Source organism: Pseudomonas sp. NPDC089408, assembly GCF_044749445.1.
Taxonomy (GTDB): Bacteria; Pseudomonadota; Gammaproteobacteria; order Pseudomonadales; family Pseudomonadaceae; genus Aquipseudomonas.
Genome location: NZ_JBIVHY010000001.1, coordinates 106,196 through 127,280, shown reverse-complemented (window position 1 = coordinate 127,280; position 21,085 = coordinate 106,196). Strand labels below are relative to the sequence as shown.

General features: G+C 63.3%; 14 protein-coding genes. 12 read left to right on the top strand and 2 right to left on the bottom strand.

Annotated elements, in window-relative coordinates:
- Positions 1-307: 307 nt before the first annotated feature.
- The gene (gene putA, locus ACIP02_RS00565) at positions 308-4,261 is read right to left on the bottom strand and encodes a trifunctional transcriptional regulator/proline dehydrogenase/L-glutamate gamma-semialdehyde dehydrogenase (RefSeq protein WP_400612202.1); all 3,954 of its coding nucleotides are present in this window, start codon (positions 4,259-4,261) and stop codon (positions 308-310) included.
- 359 nt (positions 4,262-4,620) lie between these two features.
- On the opposite strand from putA, the gene putP reads away from it, so the two are divergent.
- From putP to ACIP02_RS00520, 9 genes are all read left to right on the top strand, one after another.
- Complete coding sequence (putP, locus tag ACIP02_RS00560; protein ID WP_400612200.1) at positions 4,621-6,099, top strand: sodium/proline symporter PutP; 1,479 nt, start codon at positions 4,621-4,623, stop codon at positions 6,097-6,099.
- Between the two features lie 186 nt (positions 6,100-6,285).
- Positions 6,286-7,122, top strand: a complete 837-nt coding sequence (locus ACIP02_RS00555; RefSeq protein WP_346645262.1) for a 23S rRNA (adenine(2030)-N(6))-methyltransferase RlmJ — start codon at positions 6,286-6,288, stop codon at positions 7,120-7,122.
- Between the two features lie 189 nt (positions 7,123-7,311).
- On the top strand, positions 7,312-9,069 hold the full coding sequence (locus ACIP02_RS00550) for a carbamoyltransferase (protein ID WP_400612197.1): 1,758 nt from the start codon (positions 7,312-7,314) through the stop codon (positions 9,067-9,069).
- Positions 9,053-10,183: a glycosyltransferase gene (locus tag ACIP02_RS00545; RefSeq protein WP_400612195.1), complete on the top strand. Its 1,131-nt coding sequence runs from the start codon at positions 9,053-9,055 to the stop codon at positions 10,181-10,183. Before ACIP02_RS00550 ends, ACIP02_RS00545 begins: the two co-directional genes overlap by 17 nt.
- Positions 10,183-11,079, top strand: a complete 897-nt coding sequence (locus ACIP02_RS00540) for an antimicrobial resistance protein Mig-14 (protein WP_400612193.1) — start codon at positions 10,183-10,185, stop codon at positions 11,077-11,079. The genes ACIP02_RS00545 and ACIP02_RS00540 overlap by 1 nt, the downstream gene beginning before the upstream one ends.
- Complete coding sequence (locus tag ACIP02_RS00535) at positions 11,076-12,479, top strand: PIG-L deacetylase family protein (RefSeq protein ID WP_400612191.1); 1,404 nt, start codon at positions 11,076-11,078, stop codon at positions 12,477-12,479. The genes ACIP02_RS00540 and ACIP02_RS00535 overlap by 4 nt, the downstream gene beginning before the upstream one ends.
- Before the next feature lie 37 nt (positions 12,480-12,516).
- Entirely contained in the window at positions 12,517-13,473 is a 957-nt protein-coding gene (locus ACIP02_RS00530) for a glycosyltransferase (RefSeq protein ID WP_400612189.1), read from the top strand.
- A 64-nt stretch (positions 13,474-13,537) separates the two neighbouring features.
- Positions 13,538-14,311: a glycosyltransferase family 2 protein gene (locus ACIP02_RS00525; protein WP_400612187.1), complete on the top strand. Its 774-nt coding sequence runs from the start codon at positions 13,538-13,540 to the stop codon at positions 14,309-14,311.
- A gap of 37 nt (positions 14,312-14,348) precedes the next feature.
- On the top strand, positions 14,349-15,440 hold the full coding sequence (locus tag ACIP02_RS00520) for a glycosyltransferase (protein WP_400612185.1): 1,092 nt from the start codon (positions 14,349-14,351) through the stop codon (positions 15,438-15,440).
- A gap of 3 nt (positions 15,441-15,443) precedes the next feature.
- Here the strand turns inward: ACIP02_RS00520 and ACIP02_RS00515 are convergent, their stop codons facing one another.
- Positions 15,444-16,049, bottom strand: coding sequence for a toluene tolerance protein (locus ACIP02_RS00515; protein ID WP_201205637.1), 606 nt, complete (start codon positions 16,047-16,049; stop codon positions 15,444-15,446).
- A gap of 101 nt (positions 16,050-16,150) precedes the next feature.
- Between ACIP02_RS00515 and ACIP02_RS00510 the strand changes: the two genes are divergently transcribed.
- The 3 genes from ACIP02_RS00510 to hldE all read left to right on the top strand — a co-directional run bounded on the left by ACIP02_RS00510 (position 16,151) and on the right by hldE (position 20,702).
- Positions 16,151-17,326 carry an O-antigen ligase family protein gene (locus tag ACIP02_RS00510; RefSeq protein ID WP_400612183.1) on the top strand — a complete coding sequence of 392 codons (1,176 nt, stop codon included), beginning with the start codon at positions 16,151-16,153 and terminating at the stop codon, positions 17,324-17,326.
- Between the two features lie 15 nt (positions 17,327-17,341).
- Positions 17,342-19,150, top strand: coding sequence for a lipid A export permease/ATP-binding protein MsbA (gene msbA, locus ACIP02_RS00505; protein ID WP_400612181.1), 1,809 nt, complete (start codon positions 17,342-17,344; stop codon positions 19,148-19,150).
- 130 nt (positions 19,151-19,280) lie between these two features.
- Entirely contained in the window at positions 19,281-20,702 is a 1,422-nt protein-coding gene (gene hldE / locus ACIP02_RS00500) for a bifunctional D-glycero-beta-D-manno-heptose-7-phosphate kinase/D-glycero-beta-D-manno-heptose 1-phosphate adenylyltransferase HldE (RefSeq protein WP_400612179.1), read from the top strand.
- The last annotated feature ends 383 nt before the right edge of the window (positions 20,703-21,085 follow it).

The window sequence follows — 21,085 nt, the reverse complement described above, 5'->3', positions numbered from 1 at the left end:
AGTCCCGCCTGTGCCATTGGCGCGCGCCCCCTTGTCTGTCCCATTCGATATTGAAGGTGTCGCCGCTGCTTTTCTGCAATGTCCAGCCATGCACCCAGGGTGCGAGTGCGGAGGAGGCAGGAGTAACTGGCCCGAAACAGACTGTGGGAGCGGGCTTGCCCCGCGAAGCGCCGCGCGGGCGGCGCTCGATCTCATAGGTGCTGAAAATGTTGTGGCAAGCACCTGTCAGCCCAACCCCAATCTCAAGACATGCACCCATAAAAAAAGGAGAGCCAAAGCTCTCCCTTTTCCTCAACAACCCTCAGCCTCAGCCAATAGTCATCAAACTAGCATTCCCCCCCGCCGCCGCGGTATTCACACTCACCGCCCGCTCAATCACCAGTCGCTCCAGCGCAATCTGGTGATCCCCGCTGGACAGCCCGTGCACACCCACAATCGCCCCGGCGCGCTTGGCCACCTGTTGGCAAACGCCACGCAGTTGGTCCGAATCGCCATGGTGGATCACGGCGTCGAACGCCACTTCATCCTTGTTCCAGTCCGCCACCAGCTTCACCTTGGCCTGCAGCTCACGCGGCAGGCGGGCGCGCAGGGCTTTGCCCGGCTCGCCGTCAGCCCATACTGCCGAGCTGCCAACAGCCAATACCGCGGCAAACTGCGCCAGCAGGTCGGCTTCGTTGTCAGCCAGGCACAGCACGTGCTCGCGCGGCAGGATGGTGTAGCTGTTGCGCTCTCCAGTCGGGCCTGGGAGCAGGCGGGCGATGCCGCTCTGCGACTGACCGGCGAACTGGCTGCACAGCGCCGCCAGGTCGGCCAGCTGGTTACTCTCCGCCCAGGCTTTCAGGCTGTGCAGTGGCTTGACCAGCTGTTCGTGCAGGGTACGGTCCGGCTTGCCTTCGCCGTCCTGCTGCTGGAAGTGGCGGCCGATCGCGTCGGCCGGGCGGGTCGACAGCAGGCGGTACAGGTACAGCGGGCCACCGGCTTTCGGGCCGGTGCCGGACAGGCCTTCACCACCGAACGGCTGCACGCCTACTACTGCACCGACGATGTTGCGGTTGACGTACATGTTGCCGGCGTTGGCGGTTTCCACAACTTTAGCGATGGTCTCGTCGATGCGGGTGTGCACGCCGAGGGTCAGGCCGTAGCCGGAGTTGTTGATCTGCTCGATCAGCTGGTCGAGGTTGCGGCGGTTGTAGCGCACCACGTGCAGCACCGGGCCGAAGATTTCGCGCTTCAGCTCGTCGAAGCTGTCCAGCTCGATCAGGGTCGGCATGACGAAGGTGCCGCGCTTGATCTCGGCCGCATCGGCGATGGCAACCTGATAGACCGAACGGCCTTTCTCGCGCATGCCCTGGATGTGCTTCTCGATACCAGCCTTGGCTTCGGCGTCGATCACCGGGCCAATGTCCACGGCCAGGCGGTCCGGGCAACCCAGGCGGCTTTCGGCCATGGCGCCTTTGAGCATTTCGATCACGCGGTCGGCGGAGTCCTCCTGCAGGCACAGCACGCGCAGGGCCGAGCAACGCTGGCCGGCACTGTCGAAGGCCGACGACACCACGTCGATCACCACCTGCTCGGTCAGTGCCGAGGAGTCGACGATCATCGCGTTCTGGCCACCGGTTTCGGCGATCAGCGGGATTGGGCGACCCTGGTTGTCCAGGCGACCGGCGACATTGCGCTGCAGCAGGCGGGCCACCTCGGTGGAACCGGTGAACATCACGCCTTTGACGCGCTCGTCACCGACCAGGCCGGCACCGACGGTTTCACCGCGGCCTGGCAGCAGCTGCAGCACGCCTTCCGGAATGCCCGCTTCCAGCAGCAGGCGCACAGCTTGGGCTGCGATCAGCGGCGTTTGTTCGGCAGGCTTGGCCAGCACCGGGTTACCGGCGGCCAGGGCTGCGGCCACCTGACCGGAGAAGATCGCCAGCGGGAAGTTCCACGGGCTGATGCACACCACCGGGCCCAGCGGGCGGTGGGCGTCGTTGCTGAAGTCGTTGCGGGCCTGCACCGCGTAGTAGCGCAGGAAGTCCACGGCCTCGCGTACTTCGGCGATAGCGTTGGCGAAGGTTTTACCTGCTTCGCGGATCAGCAAGCCCATCAGCGGCTGGATCTCAGCCTCCATCAGGTCGGCGGTGCGCTCCAGGATCGCAGCACGTTCTGCCGGCGGGGTAGCCTGCCAGATGGGTGCCGCATTGATCGCACACTGGATGGCGTTGTCGACGTCGGCAACGGTGGCTTCCTGCACATGGCCGACAACATCGCGGAGGTCTGCCGGGTTCAGTACAGGCACAGCAGCAGACTCGCTGGCAGCGCAGGCCAGCAGCGGGGCGGCCTTCCAGTCGTTGTGGGCGGTGGCCAGCATGGCGCAGGACAGCGACGCCAGGCGGTGTTCGTTGGCCATGTCGATGCCGGCCGAGTTGGCCCGCTCAGTGCCATACAGGTCGCGCGGCAGCGGGATGCGCGGGTGCGGCAGGCCGAGGCTGCCTTCCTGGGTGCCCATACGCTCAATGCTGGCGACCGGGTCGGCGACCAGTTCCTGGATCGAGATCGAGTGGTCGGCGATGCGGTTGACGAACGAGGTGTTGGCGCCGTTTTCCAGCAGGCGGCGCACCAGGTAGGCCAGCAGCGTTTCGTGGGTACCGACCGGTGCATAGACGCGGCAAGGGCGGTTCAGCTTGCCATCGGCAATCTTGCCGACCACTTGCTCGTACAGCGGCTCGCCCATGCCGTGCAGGCACTGGAATTCGTACTGGCCTGGGTAATAGTTCTGCCCGGCGATGTGGTAAATGGCCGACAGGGTGTGGGCGTTGTGGGTGGCGAACTGCGGGTAGATGGCTTCCGGCACGGCCAGCAGCTTGCGGGCGCAGGCAACGTAGGACACGTCGGTGTACACCTTGCGGGTGTAGACCGGGTAGCCTTCCAGGCCTTCGACCTGGGCGCGCTTGATTTCGCTGTCCCAGTAGGCGCCTTTCACCAGGCGGATCATCAGGCGGTGGCGGCTGCGCTTGGCCAGGTCGATGACGTAGTCGATCACGTACGGGCAGCGCTTCTGGTAGGCCTGGATAACAAAGCCGATGCCGTTCCAGCCGGCCAGCGACGGCTCGAAGCACAGGCGTTCGAGCAGGTCGAGCGACAGCTCCAGGCGGTCGGCTTCCTCGGCGTCGATGTTCAGGCCGATGTCGTACTGCTTGGCCAGCAGGGTCAGCGACAGCAGGCGCGGGTACAGCTCTTCCATCACGCGCTCGTACTGGGCGCGGCTGTAGCGCGGGTGCAGCGCGGACAGCTTGATCGAGATGCCCGGGCCTTCATAGATGCCGCGGCCATGCGAGGCCTTGCCGATCGAGTGGATGGCCTGCTCGTAGGACGCCAGGTACTTCTGTGCGTCATGCTCGGTCAGTGCCGCTTCACCCAGCATGTCATAGGAATAGCGGAAGCCCTTGGCCTCGAAGCGACTGGCGTTGGCCAGGGCTTCGGCGATGGTCTCGCCGGTGACGAACTGCTCGCCCATCAAGCGCATGGCCATGTCGACGCCCTTGCGGATCATCGGCTCGCCGCTCTTGCCGATGATGCGGGTGAGCGAGGAGGTGAGGCCGGATTCGTTGTGGGTGCTGACCAGCTTGCCGGTCAGCAGCAGGCCCCAGGTGGCGGCGTTGACGAACAGCGACGGGCTGTTGCCCAGGTGCGGCTGCCAGTTGCCGGTGCTGATCTTGTCGCGGATCAGTGCGTCGCGGGTGCCCTTGTCGGGAATGCGCAGCAGGGCTTCGGCCAGGCACATCAGCGCCACGCCTTCCTGCGACGACAGCGAGAACTCCTGCAGCAGGCCCTGGACAATGCCGGCGCGGCCGCCAGCGCTCTTCTGGTTGCGCAGTTTTTCGGCGATGCCGGCGGCCAGCTTGTTGGTGGCCTCGGCCAGCGGCGCGCTCAGGCGGGCCTGCTCCAGCAGCATCGGCACCACTTCCTGCTCAGGGCGGCGATAGGCGGCCGTGATCGCCGAGCGCAGTACCGACTGGGGCAGGATGCTCTCGGCGAATTCGAGGAAGCACTGATGGCTGTGGTCGGCCTGAACTTCGCCGGCATCATCGGCCAGGTTGCTGGCATGACCGTTGAGTTCGGTCAGGGTGGCGCCACCCTCGAGCTTCTCCAGGTAGTTGAAGATCGCTTGCTTGATCAACCAGTGCGGCGTGCGGTCAATCGACTGCGCTGCTGCCTTGAGTCGCTCACGGGTAGGGTCATCGAGTTTGACCCCAAGGGTGGTCGTCGCCATTTCTTATCCTCGTTATTGCCACGGCTGTGGCCTAAGCTGACGCCAAGATTAGCCTGTAGGACAATTCGGGTGCAACCAGGTGCAACCCCATTTTTTTGTGTAAGAGGTGCAACTCGTCTGACAGATATTTCCACACCTGATAAAGGGTCGTTTTTGGTGCGTATTTGTCTTAAAAACGACGCCTATGCTCCAAAAAGGAGCAAAAAAGCGGCTTTATCGGAAAAGTGTACGGGCAGGTGCAACTTGCAAATGAAAAATGGTTGCACCCGCTTTGTGTTGTTGCATAGCATTCGTCGCCTGGGTGCAACCGCCATCGCTGTGGTTGCGCATGAGATAAAAACAAACGCCAGGGCACACGCATGGGCAATCCTCTAACGATCACCTTCGTGATCTACATCGCGGCAATGGTGCTGATCGGCTTCGCCGCCTATCGCTCCACCAACAACCTTTCCGATTACATTCTGGGCGGTCGCAGCCTGGGTAGCGTGGTTACCGCGCTGTCTGCCGGCGCCTCCGACATGAGTGGCTGGCTGCTGATGGGCCTGCCGGGCGCCATCTACTTCTCCGGCCTGTCCGAAGCTTGGATCGCCATCGGCCTGACCGTTGGTGCCTACCTGAACTGGCTGTTCGTGGCCGGTCGCCTGCGGGTGCAGACCGAGCACAACGGCGACGCATTGACCCTGCCGGACTACTTCTCCAGCCGTTTCGAAGACAACAGCGGCCTGCTGCGTATCATTTCGGCGATCGTCATCCTGGTGTTCTTCACCATCTACTGCGCTTCCGGCATTGTTGCCGGTGCCCGTCTGTTCGAAAGCACCTTCGGCATGCCATACGAAACAGCCCTGTGGGCTGGCGCTGCGGCCACCATTGCCTACACCTTCGTCGGTGGTTTCCTGGCGGTGAGCTGGACCGATACCGTGCAGGCCTCGCTGATGATCTTCGCGCTGATCCTGACTCCGGTGATCGTGCTGATCTCCACCGGCGGCTTCGACACTACCTTCGCGGCCATCGAAGCGGTCAACCCTGCCAACTTCGACATGCTCAAGGGCGCAACCTTCATCGGCATCATCTCCCTGATGGGCTGGGGCTTGGGCTACTTCGGCCAGCCGCACATCCTGGCGCGCTTCATGGCGGCAGACTCGGTGAAGTCGATCGCCAACGCCCGCCGCATCTCCATGACCTGGATGATCCTGTGCCTGGCCGGTACCTGCGCCGTGGGCTTCTTCGGTATCGCCTACTTCTCGGCCAACCCTGACCTGGCCGGCCCAGTTACCGAGAACCACGAGCGTGTGTTCATCGAGCTGGCGAAGATTCTCTTCAACCCATGGATCGCCGGTGTACTGCTGTCGGCCATCCTCGCGGCGGTAATGAGCACCCTCAGCTGCCAGCTGCTGGTGTGCTCCAGCGCCCTGACCGAAGACTTCTACAAAGCCTTCCTGCGCAAGAACGCTTCGCAGCGCGAGCTGGTGTGGGTCGGCCGCCTGATGGTGCTGGCCGTGGCCCTGATCGCTATCGCCATGGCGGCCAACCCGGAAAACCGCGTGCTGGGCCTGGTGGCCTACGCCTGGGCCGGCTTCGGTGCCGCCTTCGGTCCGGTGGTGCTGATTTCAGTGCTGTGGAAGGGCATGACCCGTAACGGCGCACTGGCCGGTATCGTGGTGGGTGCACTGACCGTGATTGTGTGGAAGCAGATTGATGTCTGGGGCCTGTACGAAATCATCCCGGGCTTCCTGCTGGCGAGCATTGCCATTTTCGTGGTGAGCAAGCTGGGCAGCCCTTCGCAGGCGATGGTGCAGCGCTTCGAGACGGCTGATGCGGCGTATCACGCTGACAAGTAATACCCGCTGAGTCGGCGGCGCCTGCTTCGCGGGTGAACCCGCTCCCACAGGTTCTGCACTGGGTTTGAGACCTGTGCAGGCCTCTGTGGGAGCGGGTTCACCCGCGAAGAAGCCAGCACCGACCAGCAGCCAGGCCTGACTCCGCCTGCAAGGCAAGGTAAACTTGCCGCCTTCGCAGGAGTTGCCATGAACTATCGTCACGCCTTCCACGCCGGCAACCACGCCGACGTCCTCAAACACATCGTGCTGACCCGCCTCATCGCCCTGATGTCGCGCAAGGAGCAGCCGTTCGCCTACATCGATACCCACGCAGGGCTTGGTCTGTACGACCTGCAAGGCGACCAGGCAAGCCGCACCGGCGAATACCTGGAAGGCGTCGCCCGCCTGTGGAACCGCGATGACCTGCCGGCCATGGCTGACGACTACCTGCGCATCATCAAGCGCCTGAACGCCGACGGCGAGCTGCGTTACTACCCGGGGTCGCCCGAACTGGCCCGCCGCCTGATGCGCCAGCAGGACCGCGCCTTGCTCAACGAGAAGCACCCCGAAGACGGGCCGCTGCTCAAAGAGAACATGAAGAAAGACCCGCGCGTGACCGTGCACCTGGGCGAAGGCTGGCATGTGCCCCGGGCCTTGCTGCCAGTACAGGAAAAGCGCGCGATCATGCTGATCGACCCGCCGTTCGAGCAGGCCGACGAGCTCAAGCGCTGCACCACTGCCATGAAAGAGGCGATTGGCCGCATGCGCCAGACCGTCGCGGCCATCTGGTACCCGATCAAGGACCAGCGCTCGCTGACCCGCTATTACCAGGACCTGACCAGCACCGGCGCCCCGAAGCTGCTGCGGGTCGAGCTGTATGTGCACCACCAGGACAGCCCGCAGGGCCTGAACGGCTCCGGCCTGGCCATCGCCAACCCGCCGTGGGGGCTGGAAGAAGAGCTGAAAGAGCTGTTGCCGTGGCTGGCCAAGGAGCTGGCGCAGACTGCCGGTAGCTACCGCATGGACTGGCTGATCGCCGAATAAGCAAGCACTACAAACCTGTGTAGGAGCGGGCTTGCCCGCGAATGCGCCCGATCAGGCGACATAGTTGCCCGGTTTGGCTGATTCGCGGGTAAACCCGCTCTTACATGTTTGCGTTATAATCCCGCCCTTTAGTCGCCACCCGCCCAAGCGGCCGCTGGCGCATTTCTACCGAATGAAGAGGCTAATCCCTTGGCATTGACGATTCTTGGCCTGTCCGGCGCCCTTAGCCATGACCCTTCCGCGGCCCTGTACATTGACGGCAAGCTGATTGCCGCCGCCGAAGAAGAGCGCTTCGTGCGTGACAAGCATGCGAAGAACCGCATGCCCTACGAGTCGGCGAAGTTCTGCCTGGAACAGGCAGGCATCAAGCCATCCGACGTCGACGTGGTAGCCATCCCGTTCGCCCCGATCAGCCTGTTCGGCAAGGCGCGCTGGCACTATGCCAAGCGCTACTGGTACGCCCCGGATCGCGCCCTCGACGCCATCCTGATGGGCAACCGTCGCTACAAGCGCTACCGTAAAAAGATCGTTTGGTGCCTGGAGCAGCTGGGCTTCGACCCGAAAAAGGTCAAGATCGAGCCGGTCGAGCACCACTTGGCCCACGCCTCCAGCGCCTACCACTGCTCGGGCTTCAAGGAAAAAACCGCCATCCTCGGCATTGACGGGAAAGGCGAATACGCCACCACCTTCTTTGGCTACGGCGAAAACGGCAAGATCCACAAGATCAAGGAATTCTTCGACCCGGACTCGCTGGGTGGCCTGTACGGCGCAATCACCGAGTTCCTCGGCTTCGAGATGCTCGACGGCGAGTTCAAGGTCATGGGCATGGCGCCGTATGGTGATGCCAGCAAATACGATTTCTCGCGCTTGGCCAGCTTTGAAAACGGTGAGCTGGTGATCAACACCGAGTACGCCAACGTTATCGGCCTGCGCCGTCATAAAGAGAAGGGCAAGGGCTTCTACTTCTCGCCGAAGCTGATCGAATGGCTGGGTCCAAAGCGCGAAGGCGACATCGCCGACGAACCGTACATCCATTACGCGGCCAGCATGCAGGCGCTGTTCGAGAAGCTGGCGCTGCAGATGATCGACCACTACCTGGGCGACACCCTGCGTGAAACCGGCAAGCTGGCCTTTGCCGGCGGCTGTGCGCTGAACGTCAAGCTCAACCAGAAGATCATCGCCCGCCCGGATGTGAAAGAGCTGTTCGTGCAGCCGGCCTCCGGCGACGCCGGTACTGCCGTAGGCGCCGCAGCCTATGTTTCCCACGCTCGTGGTGTGCCGGTCGAGAAGATGGAACACGTCTACCTCGGGCCGTCGTACTCCAACGAAGACGTGATCGCCGCCTGCGCCCGTCACCCGAATGCACCAAAATGGCGCAAGCTCGACAACATGCCGCAGCAGATCGCTCAGATCATGGTCGATGGCAACCCGGTGGCCTGGTTCCAGGGCCGCATGGAGTTCGGCCCGCGTGCCCTCGGTGGCCGTTCGATCATCGGCTGCCCAAGCGTCGAAGGCGTGGCTGACCGCATCAACCACCAGATCAAGTTCCGTGAGCGCTGGAGACCTTTCTGCCCGTCGATGCTCGACACCGTCGCCCCGCAGATGATCAAGGTCGACCACCCGGCGCCGTTCATGACCTTCACCTTTGAAGTGGCTGAAGAGTGGAAAACCCGCGTGCCGGAGGTGGTCCACGAGGACGGTACTTCGCGTGCCCAGGTGCTCAAGCGCGAGTACAACCCGCGCTATTACGACATGATGAAGGCGCTGGAAGACCTGACGGGCAACGGCGTGTCGCTGAACACCTCGCTGAACCGCCGTGGCGAACCGATGATCTGTTCGCCGACCGATGCCCTGAACATGTTCTTCGGCTCGGACCTGCAGTACCTGATCATGGAAGACATCCTGGTCGTGAAGGACGGCGCCGCCGCCTATGACCAGCCGCTCTGAGCCGCGCATCCTGCAGTTCTGCCATGGCTATGACGGGCCTTTCCTGGATTGCGCCCGTCAGTACGCCAGCCTGTTCCAGGGGCGTGGCTACCAGGTCACCACGGTGTTCCTCACCGGCGCCGCCGACCCGCAGGTGGCGGCCGGCTGCGCCTCGGACGAGGTGCTGTTCCTGGAGTTCAGCTCCAAGGCCGTGCGTGGCCTGAAGCTTGGGGCGATCCGCGCGTTGCGGCGGATAGCGGCCGAGCGTAATTTCGCCTTCTGCATCGCCCACCGCTTCAAGCCGATCTATGTGGCGTTGCTGGGTACCGGCCTGCCGGTTGTCGGCGTGCACCATGCCTTCGGTGACTACCAGCGCAAGGGGCGGCGCCTGTTCGCCAACCTGTTCAGCAAGCGCCTGAGCCTGCTCGGCGTGTCGGACGCGGTGCGCGACGACATGCGCCGCTGCCTGCCGCAGTGGCCGGCCGAGCGCATCCAGACCCTGTACAACCGCATCGACATCGACGCCCTGCAAGCAGCCCTGGTGCCGCGTGCCGAGGCGCGCCGGGCGCTGGGCCTGGATGCACAGGCGTGGGTCGTCGGCAACGTCGGGCGCCTGCACCCGGACAAGGACCAGGCCACCCTGTTGCGTGGTTTTGCCCAGGCGCTGCCGGGGCTGCCGGCCGGTGCGCGCTTGGCGATTCTCGGCAAGGGCCGCCTGGAAGAAAAACTCAAGGCCCTGGCCTCCGAGCTGGGCATTGCCGGGCAGGTGGACTTCCTTGGCCAGGTGCCGGATGCGCGCCGTTACTTCCAGGCCTTCGATGTGTTTGCCCTGAGTTCCGACCATGAGCCGTTCGGCATGGTCCTGCTCGAAGCCATGGTTGCCGGTGTGCCGGTGCTGGCCACGGCCTGTGGCGGCGCGCGCGAGGTGGTCGAGGGCGTTGGCGTGCTGTTCCCGCTGGGCGATGCCGAGCAACTGGCCCAAGGCCTGAAGCACATGGCTGTCCTGAGTGCCGAACAGCGCGAAGTGTGTGCACAGCTCATGCTGCAGCGCCTGCGCGAGCGCTTCTCTGATCAGGCCGTGCGCGAGGCCTTCTGGCAGCTGCCGCAAGTGCGTGCGCTGGTGGGGCAAGCCTGATGCTCAATCGTATCCAGGCCTTCCGCGAACGCGGTTGGCAAGTCATCGATGCCAAGGCTTACGCCGAGGCGTGGGCCCGCTTTGGCGGCAGCGTCGCCACCCACCCGCTGGTAGTCGAGCAACTGGCCGACCTGGCGCAGATCCCGGTGCGTTACCTGGGCTGGCATCAGGCGGGTGAGCTCAAGGCCGCGATTCCGGCCTGGGGCCGCCACCTGGCGCTGTCCAAGGACGTGCTCAAGCGCGCCGGCAAGAAAGCCCTGTTCGACCTCGGCAATGCCGAAATCATCCTGCCGGCGGCGGCCGATGCTGCCGCCCCGTTGCGCCATACCGTGCGCTACCTGTCCGAACTGAACCAAGGCCGTTTCAGCGGCCTGAAGGCGCAGAAGGAACAGCTGGCCATGGCCCGGGCACATGAAGACCTGTCGAAGAAGTTTCGCTACAACCAGCGCCGCGAACTGCGCCTGCTGGAAGAGGCGGGCGGCGTGGTGCGCCCGATCAGTGACTTCAGCGCGCAGGAAATCGCCAGCATGTACTGCGACCTGTTCCAGCGCCGCTGGGGCTTCCCGGCCACCGGTGCCGAGCGCATGGCCGATGTGCTGCAGCGCTTGCGTGAGCTGCTGATCGGTTCGGTATTGCTGCTGGACGGCAAGCCGATTGCCATCCAGCTGGTGTACCGCGTCGAAGCGCCGGAATGGATCAGCGTCGAGTACATCAATGGCGGTGTCGACCCTGAAACCAAGGCCTTCAGCCCCGGCAGCGTGCTGAGCTTCCTCAACACCCAGGCCGCCTGGGAAGACGCCCGCGCGCGCAACAAGCCGCTGCGCTTCTCGTTCGGCCGTGCCGACCGCGAGTACAAGGACCGCTGGTGCAACCCCGTGCCGGTGTATCAGGCGTGAGTCGCAAGCAGCAGTTGCTCAGGCGCCACCGGCGCAACAAGCGCCTGGGCTTGCTGGCGGGGCTGGTCGCGCTGGTCGCCTTGGGAGTATTCAGCTGGTGGTGGTTGCCACTGCTGCTGTTGCCACTGCTCTGGGCCGCCCACGAAGCCTGGTTCGCCGACCACCTGTTCTATGCGCCAGGCGAAGACTACGCCTACGACTTCGGCGAGCAGGCGCGACCGGTTGCTGCCAGCCTGCACGATGGCGTGCTCAAGGCCGACTGCACGTTGCAGGGCAATGAAACCCTGATCCTTGAACTGCAGGTAAAAAGCAGCGGGCTGGGACGTTTCCTCGACCCGCGGGTCGAGCTGCTGGCTGTTGAACAGGCAGACCGGCAAACCTTCGAGCGTGGTGTCGATGGCCTGCGTTTCCTCAACCTGACTGGCCTGGCAGCCTCGCTTCAGGCGGGCACGTTGCGCCTGCGCGGCCGGCATTGCCGGCTGGCAGGCCAGCCGCGCCTGTGGATAACGCCAGCGGTCGAGCTGCAGCGGCGTCGGGTAATGGTGATTGCCCCGCATGCTGACGACGCCGAGCTGGCCGCTTATGGCCTGTACAGCCAGGCTGACGAAACCTGGGTGGTAACCCTGACCGCCGGCGAAATCGAGGCCGAGCACTATCAGCAGATGGGCCTGGCCAAGGCCGAGGCCGCCCGGCTGAAAGGGCGCCTGCGCGCGTGGGACAGCATCGCCGTTCCGCGTTGGGCCGGTGTGCCGGAGTCGCGCTGCGTGCAGCTGGGCTACTTCTGTCTGCAGTTGCCGACCATGCAGGCGGCGCCCGACCAGCCTGCGGTGTCCCGTGAAGCCGACATGGCCGATATCCGCCCGTTCCGCCAGTTCAATCCATTCCCGCTGCCGGCCGATCAGGATGGCGCCCCCACCTGGCACAACCTGCTGGCCGACCTGCGCGCGCTGCTGGAAATGGCCAGGCCCGAGGTACTGGTGATGCCGCACCCGCAGCTCGACCCACACCCCGACCACATCTGCGCCCAGGCCGCCGTGCTTGAGGTTCTGCAGGGCCTGGCCTGGCAGCCGAAAACGCTGCTTTGCTATGCCAACCACCTGCATGACAACGACCGCTGGCCGATGGGCGACAGTGGCGATGGCGTGGCCTTGCCGCCGCAGTTGAGCGCCGCGCAGGCGTGGGCCCCGTGCAGCCTGGTGCTGGACCTGGCCACTCAGCGTGACAAGGCCATGGCCCTGGGCATGATGCATGACCTGCAGCCGGCCGCCCCGTTCAAGCGCCGCCTGCGCCGGTTGCTGCAACGCTGGCTGGCCGGGCGCCGTCCGTCGCCTTACGGGGAGAACGAGTTCTTCCGCAAGGCGGTGCGCCGGCACGAGCTGTTCTGGCGGCGTGAGCTGTAAACCTGACCGCGATGGCGCAGAGCGCCCAAGGAACGTAATGAAAGTCCTATTTCTGGTACAGAAAGAGCAGCGGGCGATTCTCGACCGCCTGTACGACGGCGTCGCGGCCAACTGTGAATGCGATCTGCGCTGGCTGACCAGCGAAGACCAGCGCAACCTGCGCCGCTATTTCAAGCGTGAGGTGCAGGTCGAGCGTTATGACCGCATCGTGTTCTTCCTGCGCTTCAAGCAGGAAATCCGCCAGGTGGCGTTCATTCGCACCGTACCCAACCTGGTCATCCTCGAGCACGACGCCTACCAGAACTACATCCCGTGCAAGTACACCGGCAAGTTCAGCGCCCATTATCGCCAGTTGCCCTGGGCGCGGGTGATCAGTTCCGGCTACATGGTCAGCGAGCGCCTGCGCCAGGAAGGTTTCGATGCGGTGTTCGTGCCCAAGGGTTATGACGAGCAGTTGCTGGCCGACCAAGGGCGCGAGCGCGATATCGAACTGGCCTTCGTCGGCAGTGTCAACAGCGTGGCCTACAGCGGTCGCAAGGCGCTGCTGGACGAGTTGGGGCAAGTCGAGAACCTGCTGGTAACCCGCACCAAGTCGGGCGAGGACTACTGCAACACGCTCAACCGTATCCGGTTCTTTGTCAGTGCCGATGTCGGCATGGGCGAGTACATGATCAAGAACTTCGAAGCCATGGCCTGTGGCTGTGTATTGCTGGCGTACGACCAGGGCGAAGAAGAAAACCGTGCGCTGGGCCTGCAGGACATGCACAACGTGGTGTTCTATGACACCATCCCGACCCTTCAGGACAAGCTCCGGCGCTTGCGTGCGGAACCTGAACTGGCGCGGCAGATCGCAGAAAATGGCCGCCACCTGGCGGTTTCCCGTTTCAGTTTCGGCGCAGTTGGACGTAGCATCGTCGACCACATGCGCCCGGCACTCAGGCCCCACCCGCCATTGTCAGCATGGCAGCGGCTGCGCTTGAAGCTGGGCATCTAACATAAGTGCTTTCGCGCCCAGGAGCGGGGTTGAAAGCCGATAGTCGCAATGCGGAGGGAGTCCGGTGCGCTTTTCAAATGAGAGTGACGTCACGCTCGTCGTGACCAGTTGTGGGCGGTTTGATCTGCTCAAAGACACCCTTGAGAGTTTCGATCGCTACAACACGGCGCCCATCCGCGAGGTGTTCATCACCGAAGACTCCGGTGACGATGCTGTGTATGGCGCTGTGCCGGAGCACTGGAAACCGCACTGCAAGGTGTTCGTCAACCGGCCCAAGCTGGGCCAGTTGCCGTCTATCGACCTGGCGTACAGCCACGTCAAGACGCCGTACATCTTCCACTGCGAAGACGACTGGCATTTCTACCGCCAGGGGTTTGTCGAAGACTCGCAGGCCATTCTGGAGGCAAGCCCCAACCTGCTGCAGGTGTGGTTGCGCAGTCATGCCCATGACCTGGCTGTGCACAGCCCGTACATCCACCTGGGCGATCGCCAGGTGATCGCTGGCGTGCCTTGCTACCCATTGTTGTCGGAAAAGGCGGAATGGCAGGCGTTTTCGTTGAACCCCGGCCTGCGTCGTTTGAGCGATTACCAGCGCTGTGCGCCATTTGCCGCCTATGCTGGAGAGAAGGCGCTTTCCCGACGCTACGCTGAGTTAAATCTGACAGCGGTCACCTTGGAGGGTGATGCAGTATTGCACACTGGATTTGGCAATCACGTGACCTTGCCCATCGAAGTGGAACGTAAGGCCAAGCGTCGTCAACGTGATCGCATCAAGCTGGCATTGACGCTGGTGACGGGTGCCTTGATCGGCATGGGTATCACCATTTTTGTTCAATGAAGTCGCTGTCCCACCTGACTTGAGCGGGAGAGGGCCCATGAACATCGTCAATATGATGTGGGCGGGTGGAACGCCGTATGTGTCCATCCATAAAGTACATCGGCAGGTACTGTCCAACGCGGGTGCCGATGCCCGAATCAGTAACTGGCTACTGCTGGGAAGCGGGCTCTGCTGTGGGCTTGGCTCGACCCGGGAGTGGCACATGCCGTCACGTGCACTGAAGGGGCGCCACTTGTGGCGCCTGCTGCGGCCGTGGCTGCGCATGCGCTTGCGCAAGGCGCTGACCGAGGCCAGGGCTGAAGTCGTCCTGCTCGACGGCATTGGCGTTGCACGCCTGGTATTGCCGCTGCTGCAAAGCATTCCCGAGCTGCGGGCCAAGGTGCTGTTCCATGGCAAGACGCGGCTGAACGGCGGCGATATCCGCCTGTTGCGCATGCTTGCGCCTGAACGCCTGAGTATTGCGGCGGTGTCGCAGACGTTGGCCGAGTCGCTGGAGCGTGATCTGGGCAGGCCGGTGCAAACCTTGCGTATGGCGCTTGACCCGCTGGCGTTCGTCGAGCCGTTGCGCAGCCGGGAGCAGGCCAGAACGGCGCTGCAGTTGCCACAGGATGCCGCCGTGATGCTGGGTGCAGTAGGGCGCCTGGTGGAAAGCAAAGGCTTCGAAATGCTGATCGGGGCCTTCGCCAAGGCCAGTGCACGGCAGCCAGACTTGCAGCTGGCGATCATTGGTGAGGGCCCCCAGCACGCCGTGCTGGAAGCGCGAATCGATGCACTGGGGCTGGCGGGGCGCGTTCATCTGCGCGGATACCGCGAAGACCTGCAGCAACTGTACCGGGCGTTTGACTGGTTGTTAGTGCCTTCGCGTTCAGAAGGCCTGGGGCTGGTGGTGCAAGAGGCGGTGATGGCCGATGTGCCGGTGGTGTGCAGCGACCTGCAGGTGTTTCGCGAGCAGCTGCGGGACACCGGTGGCTACCTGCCTGTTGCCGACGAGGGCGCCTGGGCCGAGGCGATCGAGCATTGCGCGGCGCTCAGTGCCTCGGCGGTGGCCGCGAGGCAGCGCCAGGCACTGGCGCCGGAACAGGCCTGGCAAGCCTTCTGCAACGGTTCCCAGAGCCTGTTGCGCAACTGACGTTCAGCGCGCCAGCAGGGCCGCTTCGAATGCAGCGAGGGGGAACCGGTCGCCCAGGTTCTCCCGCTCAATGTAACGCACCATATGCTGCACATTGCGCCGAATCATGCGCGCCGACAGTGGCGGGCGCAGGAAGCGCATGTCAGCCACGTCGATCAGGCCCAGGCGCTGGTCGGGGGTGACCACCACGTTGCCCAGGTGCAGCGAACGGAAGTACACACCGCTGCGGTGCAGCTGGCGAATCAATTCGACCAGGCGCGGCAGGTAAATGTCCCAACTGAAACCTTCATCGCGTGACATCTGCAGCAGCGTGCGCCCGGGCAGCGGGCGATAGAGCACGGCTGTGCGGCCTGGCAGGTCGAGCTTGTGCTGGCTGATGACCTCGAGGGTGGGGATGCCCAGTTGCGCCAGGCGTGCGGCATTATCGACGAAGCGCTGCGAGTAAGGGCGCAGCAGCGCAGATGAAATCAGCCTTTTCCTACGAAAAACCTTGAGGAAATTTCCATCTGCGAGCAGGTAGACTTTGGCGCCATGGCTGTCTGCCTCTAGCACCTGTGCGCCAAGTGTCAGCTGGTCGAAGTCGACCTGGGTGAGCCGGGAGCATTGCATGAATAGAGCCTTGTCGTCTGGCGAGCAAAATGACCGGCAATAATGCCGAAAATAATGCGGTAGCACCATGGATGGTGTGTTTGATTCATCGGGGAGGAAGGATGTTGTATCAAAAAGACTGGGCGCGGGCCTGGTTGGGATTTGGTCTGGTCTGGTTCCTGGCGGCGATTGCCCTGGCGCCGAGCAACAAGCTTTATCAACAAGGCCTGGTGTTGTTCCTGTGGTTGCCGACGCTGGTGTTGGCGTGGTCTGCCCGCCGCGTGCTGGTGCAGGCCTGGAAGCGCCAGCCGGCCTTGTGGGGGAGCGTGCTGTTACTGATGGTGTGGAGCGGGGTCACCCTGGCCTGGTCGGCGACAGAAGACCCAGGTCGTGAACTCAAGCGCATGCTCTATATCCTGGTGTTCCTGCTGGCGTTTCCGCTGCTGGCCCAGTTGGGCCAGGCTCAGATACGTCGGTTGTTGCGCATGGGCAGCGCACTGTTGGCGCTGGCTGCCTTGATGTCGATCATTTACCTCTATGGTTTCAAGGGCTTCCCGTTGATCGCCCGGCTGACGGGGATCGGCGAGATTGCACACCCGATCCTGGGGGCTTATGTGATCGGCGCCGCGGTGCTGTTGATGCTCTACGACCGGCCTTCTCATCGTGCCGCGCAGCTAGGCTGGGCGGCGGCGCTGGCTTGCCTGGGGGCGTTCGTTATCCTCAGCCAGAGCCGGGGTGCAGTGCTTGCGCTGGTGCTCACCGTGGTGATTGCGCCATTGTGGTACCGCGACCGGCACAGCCGGCTGTTTTCGCTACTGGCAGTGATCGCCACCGGGCTGGCGTTTTTCGCGATGTACAATGTCATCGCGCAGCGAGGCTCCTCCTTCCGTCCGGAAATTTTCGGCGCCGTCATCAACATGATTTCGCAGCACCCCTGGACGGGGTTGGGAATGGGTAGCCCTTACGTCGTGCAGGCCGCAGGCTTGCAGTTTGATCATTCCCACAACATGTTCACCCACGTTGCGCTGGAAGTGGGGCTGCCGGGGATGCTGCTGTGGGTGGCCGTGTGGCTGTACACCCTGGCTGAAATCGTCCGCGCCCGTGGCACCCTGTTCGGCAAGATCCTGCTCGGCTTGTGGGTGTATTCGACCCTGGCCATGCAGTTCGATGCCGCCAGCCTCACCGGTACGCCGCGTGCCGAGTGGTTCATCAGCTGGCTGCCGGTGGGCCTTGCCATGATGCTGCCATGGGGGCGTGCCGAAAATGGCGCCTGTGGTAAAATTTCCGGTTCAACCTGAACAGCGAGCTCGATAATGGCCGAAACACCGCGACCGGCGGAGCACACCTCCAGCCTGAAGATCTACTTCCGGCTGCTGAGTTATGTGAAACCCTATGTCGGCATTTTCCTGCTGAGCATTGTCGGTTTTGTGATCTTTGCCTCGACCCAGCCGATGCTGGCCGGCATTCTCAAGTACTTCGTCGATGGGCTGAGCAACCCCGAAGCGGTGTTGTTCCCCAACGTTCCCTACCTGCGCGACCTGCAATTGCTGCAGGCAGTGCCGTTGCTTATCATCCTGATCGCGGCCTGGCAGGGCCTGGGCTCGTTCCTCGGCAACTACTTCCTGGCCAAGGTTTCCCTGTGCCTGGTGCACGACCTGCGCGTGGAGTTGTTCAACAAGCTGCTGGTGTTGCCTAACCGCTACTTTGACAACCACAACTCCGGGCACCTGATTTCGCGTATTACCTTCAACGTGACCATGGTCACCGGTGCCGCCACCGACGCCATCAAGGTGGTGATCCGCGAAGGCCTGACCGTGGTGTTCCTGTTCGCCTACCTGCTGTGGATGAACTGGCACCTGACCCTGGTAATGGTCGCCATCCTGCCGGTGATCGCGGTAATGGTCAGCGTTGCCAGCAAGAAATTCCGCAAGCAGAGCAAGAAGATCCAGGTGGCCATGGGCGACGTTACCCATGTGGCCTCGGAAACCATCCAGGGTTACCGCGTGGTCCGCAGCTTCGGTGGCGAAGCCTACGAGCAGCAGCGTTTCGGCAAGGCCAGCCAGAGCAACACCGACAAGCAGCTGCGCATGACCAAGACCGGCTCGCTGTACACGCCGATGCTGCAGCTGGTGATCTACAGCGCCATGGCCGCATTGATGTTCCTCGTGCTGTTCTTGCGTGGCGAGTCCACTGCCGGTGACCTGGTTGCCTATATCACCGCTGCCGGTCTGTTGCCCAAGCCGATTCGCCAGTTGTCGGAAGTCAGCTCGACCATCCAGAAGGGCCTGGCTGGTGCCGAGAGCATCTTCGAACAACTGGACGAAGCGCCTGAAGTGGACACGGGGACGGTCGAGAAGGAGCGCGTGGACGGGCGCCTGGAGGTACGTAACCTAAGCTTCACCTACCCGGGTACCGAGCGCGAAGTGCTGAGTGATATCAGCTTCACCGCCGAACCTGGGCAGATGATCGCCCTGGTTGGCCGTTCCGGCAGCGGCAAGTCGACCCTGGCTGCGCTGATCCCGCGCTTCTATCACCATGACCAGGGGCAGATCCTGCTCGACGGCGTGGAGATCGAGCACTACCGCCTGCGCAACCTGCGTCGGCATGTATCGCAGGTGACCCAGCACGTCACCCTGTTCAACGACACCGTGGCCAACAACATCGCCTATGGCGACCTGGCTGGCGCCCCGCGCGCAGACATTGAAGCCGCTGCGGCCGATGCCTATGCCAAGGAGTTCGTCGACCGTCTGCCGAAGGGCTTCGATACCGAGGTGGGTGAAAACGGTGTGCTGCTTTCCGGCGGCCAACGCCAGCGCCTGGCCATTGCCCGTGCGCTGCTCAAGAACGCGCCGCTGCTGATCCTCGACGAAGCCACCTCGGCGCTGGATACCGAGTCGGAGCGGCACATCCAGGCGGCGCTGGACCACGTGATGCAAGGCCGCACCACGCTGGTGATCGCCCACCGCCTGTCGACCATCGAGAAGGCCGACCAGATCCTGGTCATGGACCAAGGCCGTCTGGTCGAGCGCGGCACGCATGCCGAGCTGCTTGCGGCTAATGGCCATTATGCCCGCCTGCATGCCATGGGCCTGGATGAGCCGACCAAGGCCGATATCACCTGAACCCTCCTTGATCGGGGCCGTCATGGCCTCGATTGTCACGGGAATTTTCCGGGGACGATCTGGCCGTAAAGCCGTCGACTACCCTGTGCTAATATCCTGCCCCTGTTCATTATTTCCATATGGGTTGCCCATGAAGTTGTCCATGCCGCGTTTCGATCAAGCCCCGGTACTGGTGGTCGGCGATGTCATGCTCGACCGCTACTGGCATGGCGGTACTTCGCGTATCTCGCCTGAAGCGCCAGTTCCGGTGGTCAAGGTCGATCAGATCGAGGATCGCCCCGGCGGCGCGGCCAACGTTGCCTTGAACATTGCCGCGCTGGGTGCGCCGGCTTCGCTGGTCGGTGTCACCGGCCAGGACGAGGCTGCCGACAGCCTTGCCAACAGCCTGCAGGCTGCTGGCGTGCGCTCGGTGTTCCAGCGCATCGCGCACCAGCCGACCATCGTCAAGCTGCGGGTCATGAGCCGTCACCAGCAACTGCTGCGCATCGATTTCGAAGAGCCGTTCGCTACCGACCCGCTGTCGCTCGCCACTGAAGTCGACAGCCTGCTCGAAGGCGTCAAGGTGCTGGTCCTGTCCGACTACGGCAAGGGTGCACTGAAGAATCACCAGAGCCTGATCCAGGCAGCGCGGGCCAAGGGCATTCCGGTGCTGGCCGACCCGAAGGGCAAGGACTTTTCCATCTACCGCGGCGCCAGCCTGATCACGCCTAACCTCAGTGAGTTCGAGACCATTGTCGGCCGTTGCGCCGATGAGGCCGAACTGGTCGCAAAGGGCCTGCAACTGCTGCAGGACCTGGACCTGGGTGCTTTGCTGGTCACCCGTGGCGAGCATGGCATGACCCTACTGCGTGTTGGCCAGCCGGCGCTGCACCTGCCAGCGCGGGCGCGTGAAGTATTTGATGTGACCGGTGCCGGCGATACGGTTATCTCTACCCTGGCCGCAGCCATTGCCGCGGGCGAGGATTTGCCCCACGCAGTGGCCCTGGCCAACCTGGCAGCGGGCATCGTGGTCGGCAAGCTGGGTACCGCTGCCATCAGCGCCCCTGAACTGCGCCGTGCCATCCAGCGTGAGGAAGGCTCCGAGCGCGGTGTGCTGGGCCTTGAGCAGCTACTGCTGGCCATTGATGACGCGCGGGCACACAAAGAGAAGATCGTCTTCACCAACGGCTGTTTCGACATCCTGCATGCCGGGCACGTGACTTACCTGGAGCAGGCGCGAGCCCAGGGCGACCGGCTGATCGTCGCGGTCAACGACGACGCTTCGGTCAGCCGCCTGAAGGGGCCGGGCCGGCCGATCAACAGTGTTGACCGGCGCATGGCTGTGCTGGCTGGCCTGGGGGCAGTGGACTGGGTGATCAGCTTCCCCGAAGGCACCCCGGAAAACCTGCTGAGCCAGGTCAAGCCGGATGTGTTGGTCAAGGGTGGTGACTATGGCATCGACCAGGTGGTCGGCGCTGACATCGTCAAGGCCTATGGCGGCACCGTGAAGGTGCTGGGGCTGGTCGAGAACAGCTCGACCACTGCCATTGTCGAGAAGATCCGCAAGCACTGAGCGAACCCAGGGGCCGCTTCTACAGGTACTGCGCAGGCTTCGGTCTTACGCAATACCTGTAGGAGCGGCTTTAGCCGCGAACACCGGCTACGCCGGTGCCATGCACCGAGTTGCATTCTTCGCGGGTGAACCCGCTCCTACATACTGTGTTGGTTTCGGGTTTACGCAATACCTGTAGGAGCGGCTTCAGCCGCGAACACCGGCTACGCCGGTGCCATGCACCGAGTCGCATTCTTCGCGGGTGAACCCGCTCCTACAAGTGCTGTGTTGGCTTCGGGTTTACGCAATACCTGTAGGAGCGGCTTTAGCCCCGAACACCGGCTATGCCGGTGCCATGCACCGAGTTGCATTCTTCGCGGGTGAACCCGCTCCTACAAGTGCTG

Bases quoted from the DNA above. Each gene is read 5' to 3' on its own strand.
- putA (WP_400612202.1), bottom strand. From the start codon at position 4,261: ATGGCGACGACCACCCTTGGGGTCAAACTCGATGACCCTACCCGTGAG.
- putP (WP_400612200.1), top strand. From the start codon at position 4,621: ATGGGCAATCCTCTAACGATCACCTTCGTGATCTACATCGCGGCAATG.
- ACIP02_RS00555 (WP_346645262.1), top strand. From the start codon at position 6,286: ATGAACTATCGTCACGCCTTCCACGCCGGCAACCACGCCGACGTCCTC.
- ACIP02_RS00545 (WP_400612195.1), top strand. From the start codon at position 9,053: ATGACCAGCCGCTCTGAGCCGCGCATCCTGCAGTTCTGCCATGGCTAT.
- ACIP02_RS00540 (WP_400612193.1), top strand. From the start codon at position 10,183: ATGCTCAATCGTATCCAGGCCTTCCGCGAACGCGGTTGGCAAGTCATC.
- ACIP02_RS00530 (WP_400612189.1), top strand. From the start codon at position 12,517: ATGAAAGTCCTATTTCTGGTACAGAAAGAGCAGCGGGCGATTCTCGAC.
- ACIP02_RS00520 (WP_400612185.1), top strand. From the start codon at position 14,349: ATGAACATCGTCAATATGATGTGGGCGGGTGGAACGCCGTATGTGTCC.
- ACIP02_RS00515 (WP_201205637.1), bottom strand. From the start codon at position 16,049: ATGCAATGCTCCCGGCTCACCCAGGTCGACTTCGACCAGCTGACACTT.
- ACIP02_RS00510 (WP_400612183.1), top strand. From the start codon at position 16,151: ATGTTGTATCAAAAAGACTGGGCGCGGGCCTGGTTGGGATTTGGTCTG.
- msbA (WP_400612181.1), top strand. From the start codon at position 17,342: ATGGCCGAAACACCGCGACCGGCGGAGCACACCTCCAGCCTGAAGATC.
- hldE (WP_400612179.1), top strand. From the start codon at position 19,281: ATGAAGTTGTCCATGCCGCGTTTCGATCAAGCCCCGGTACTGGTGGTC.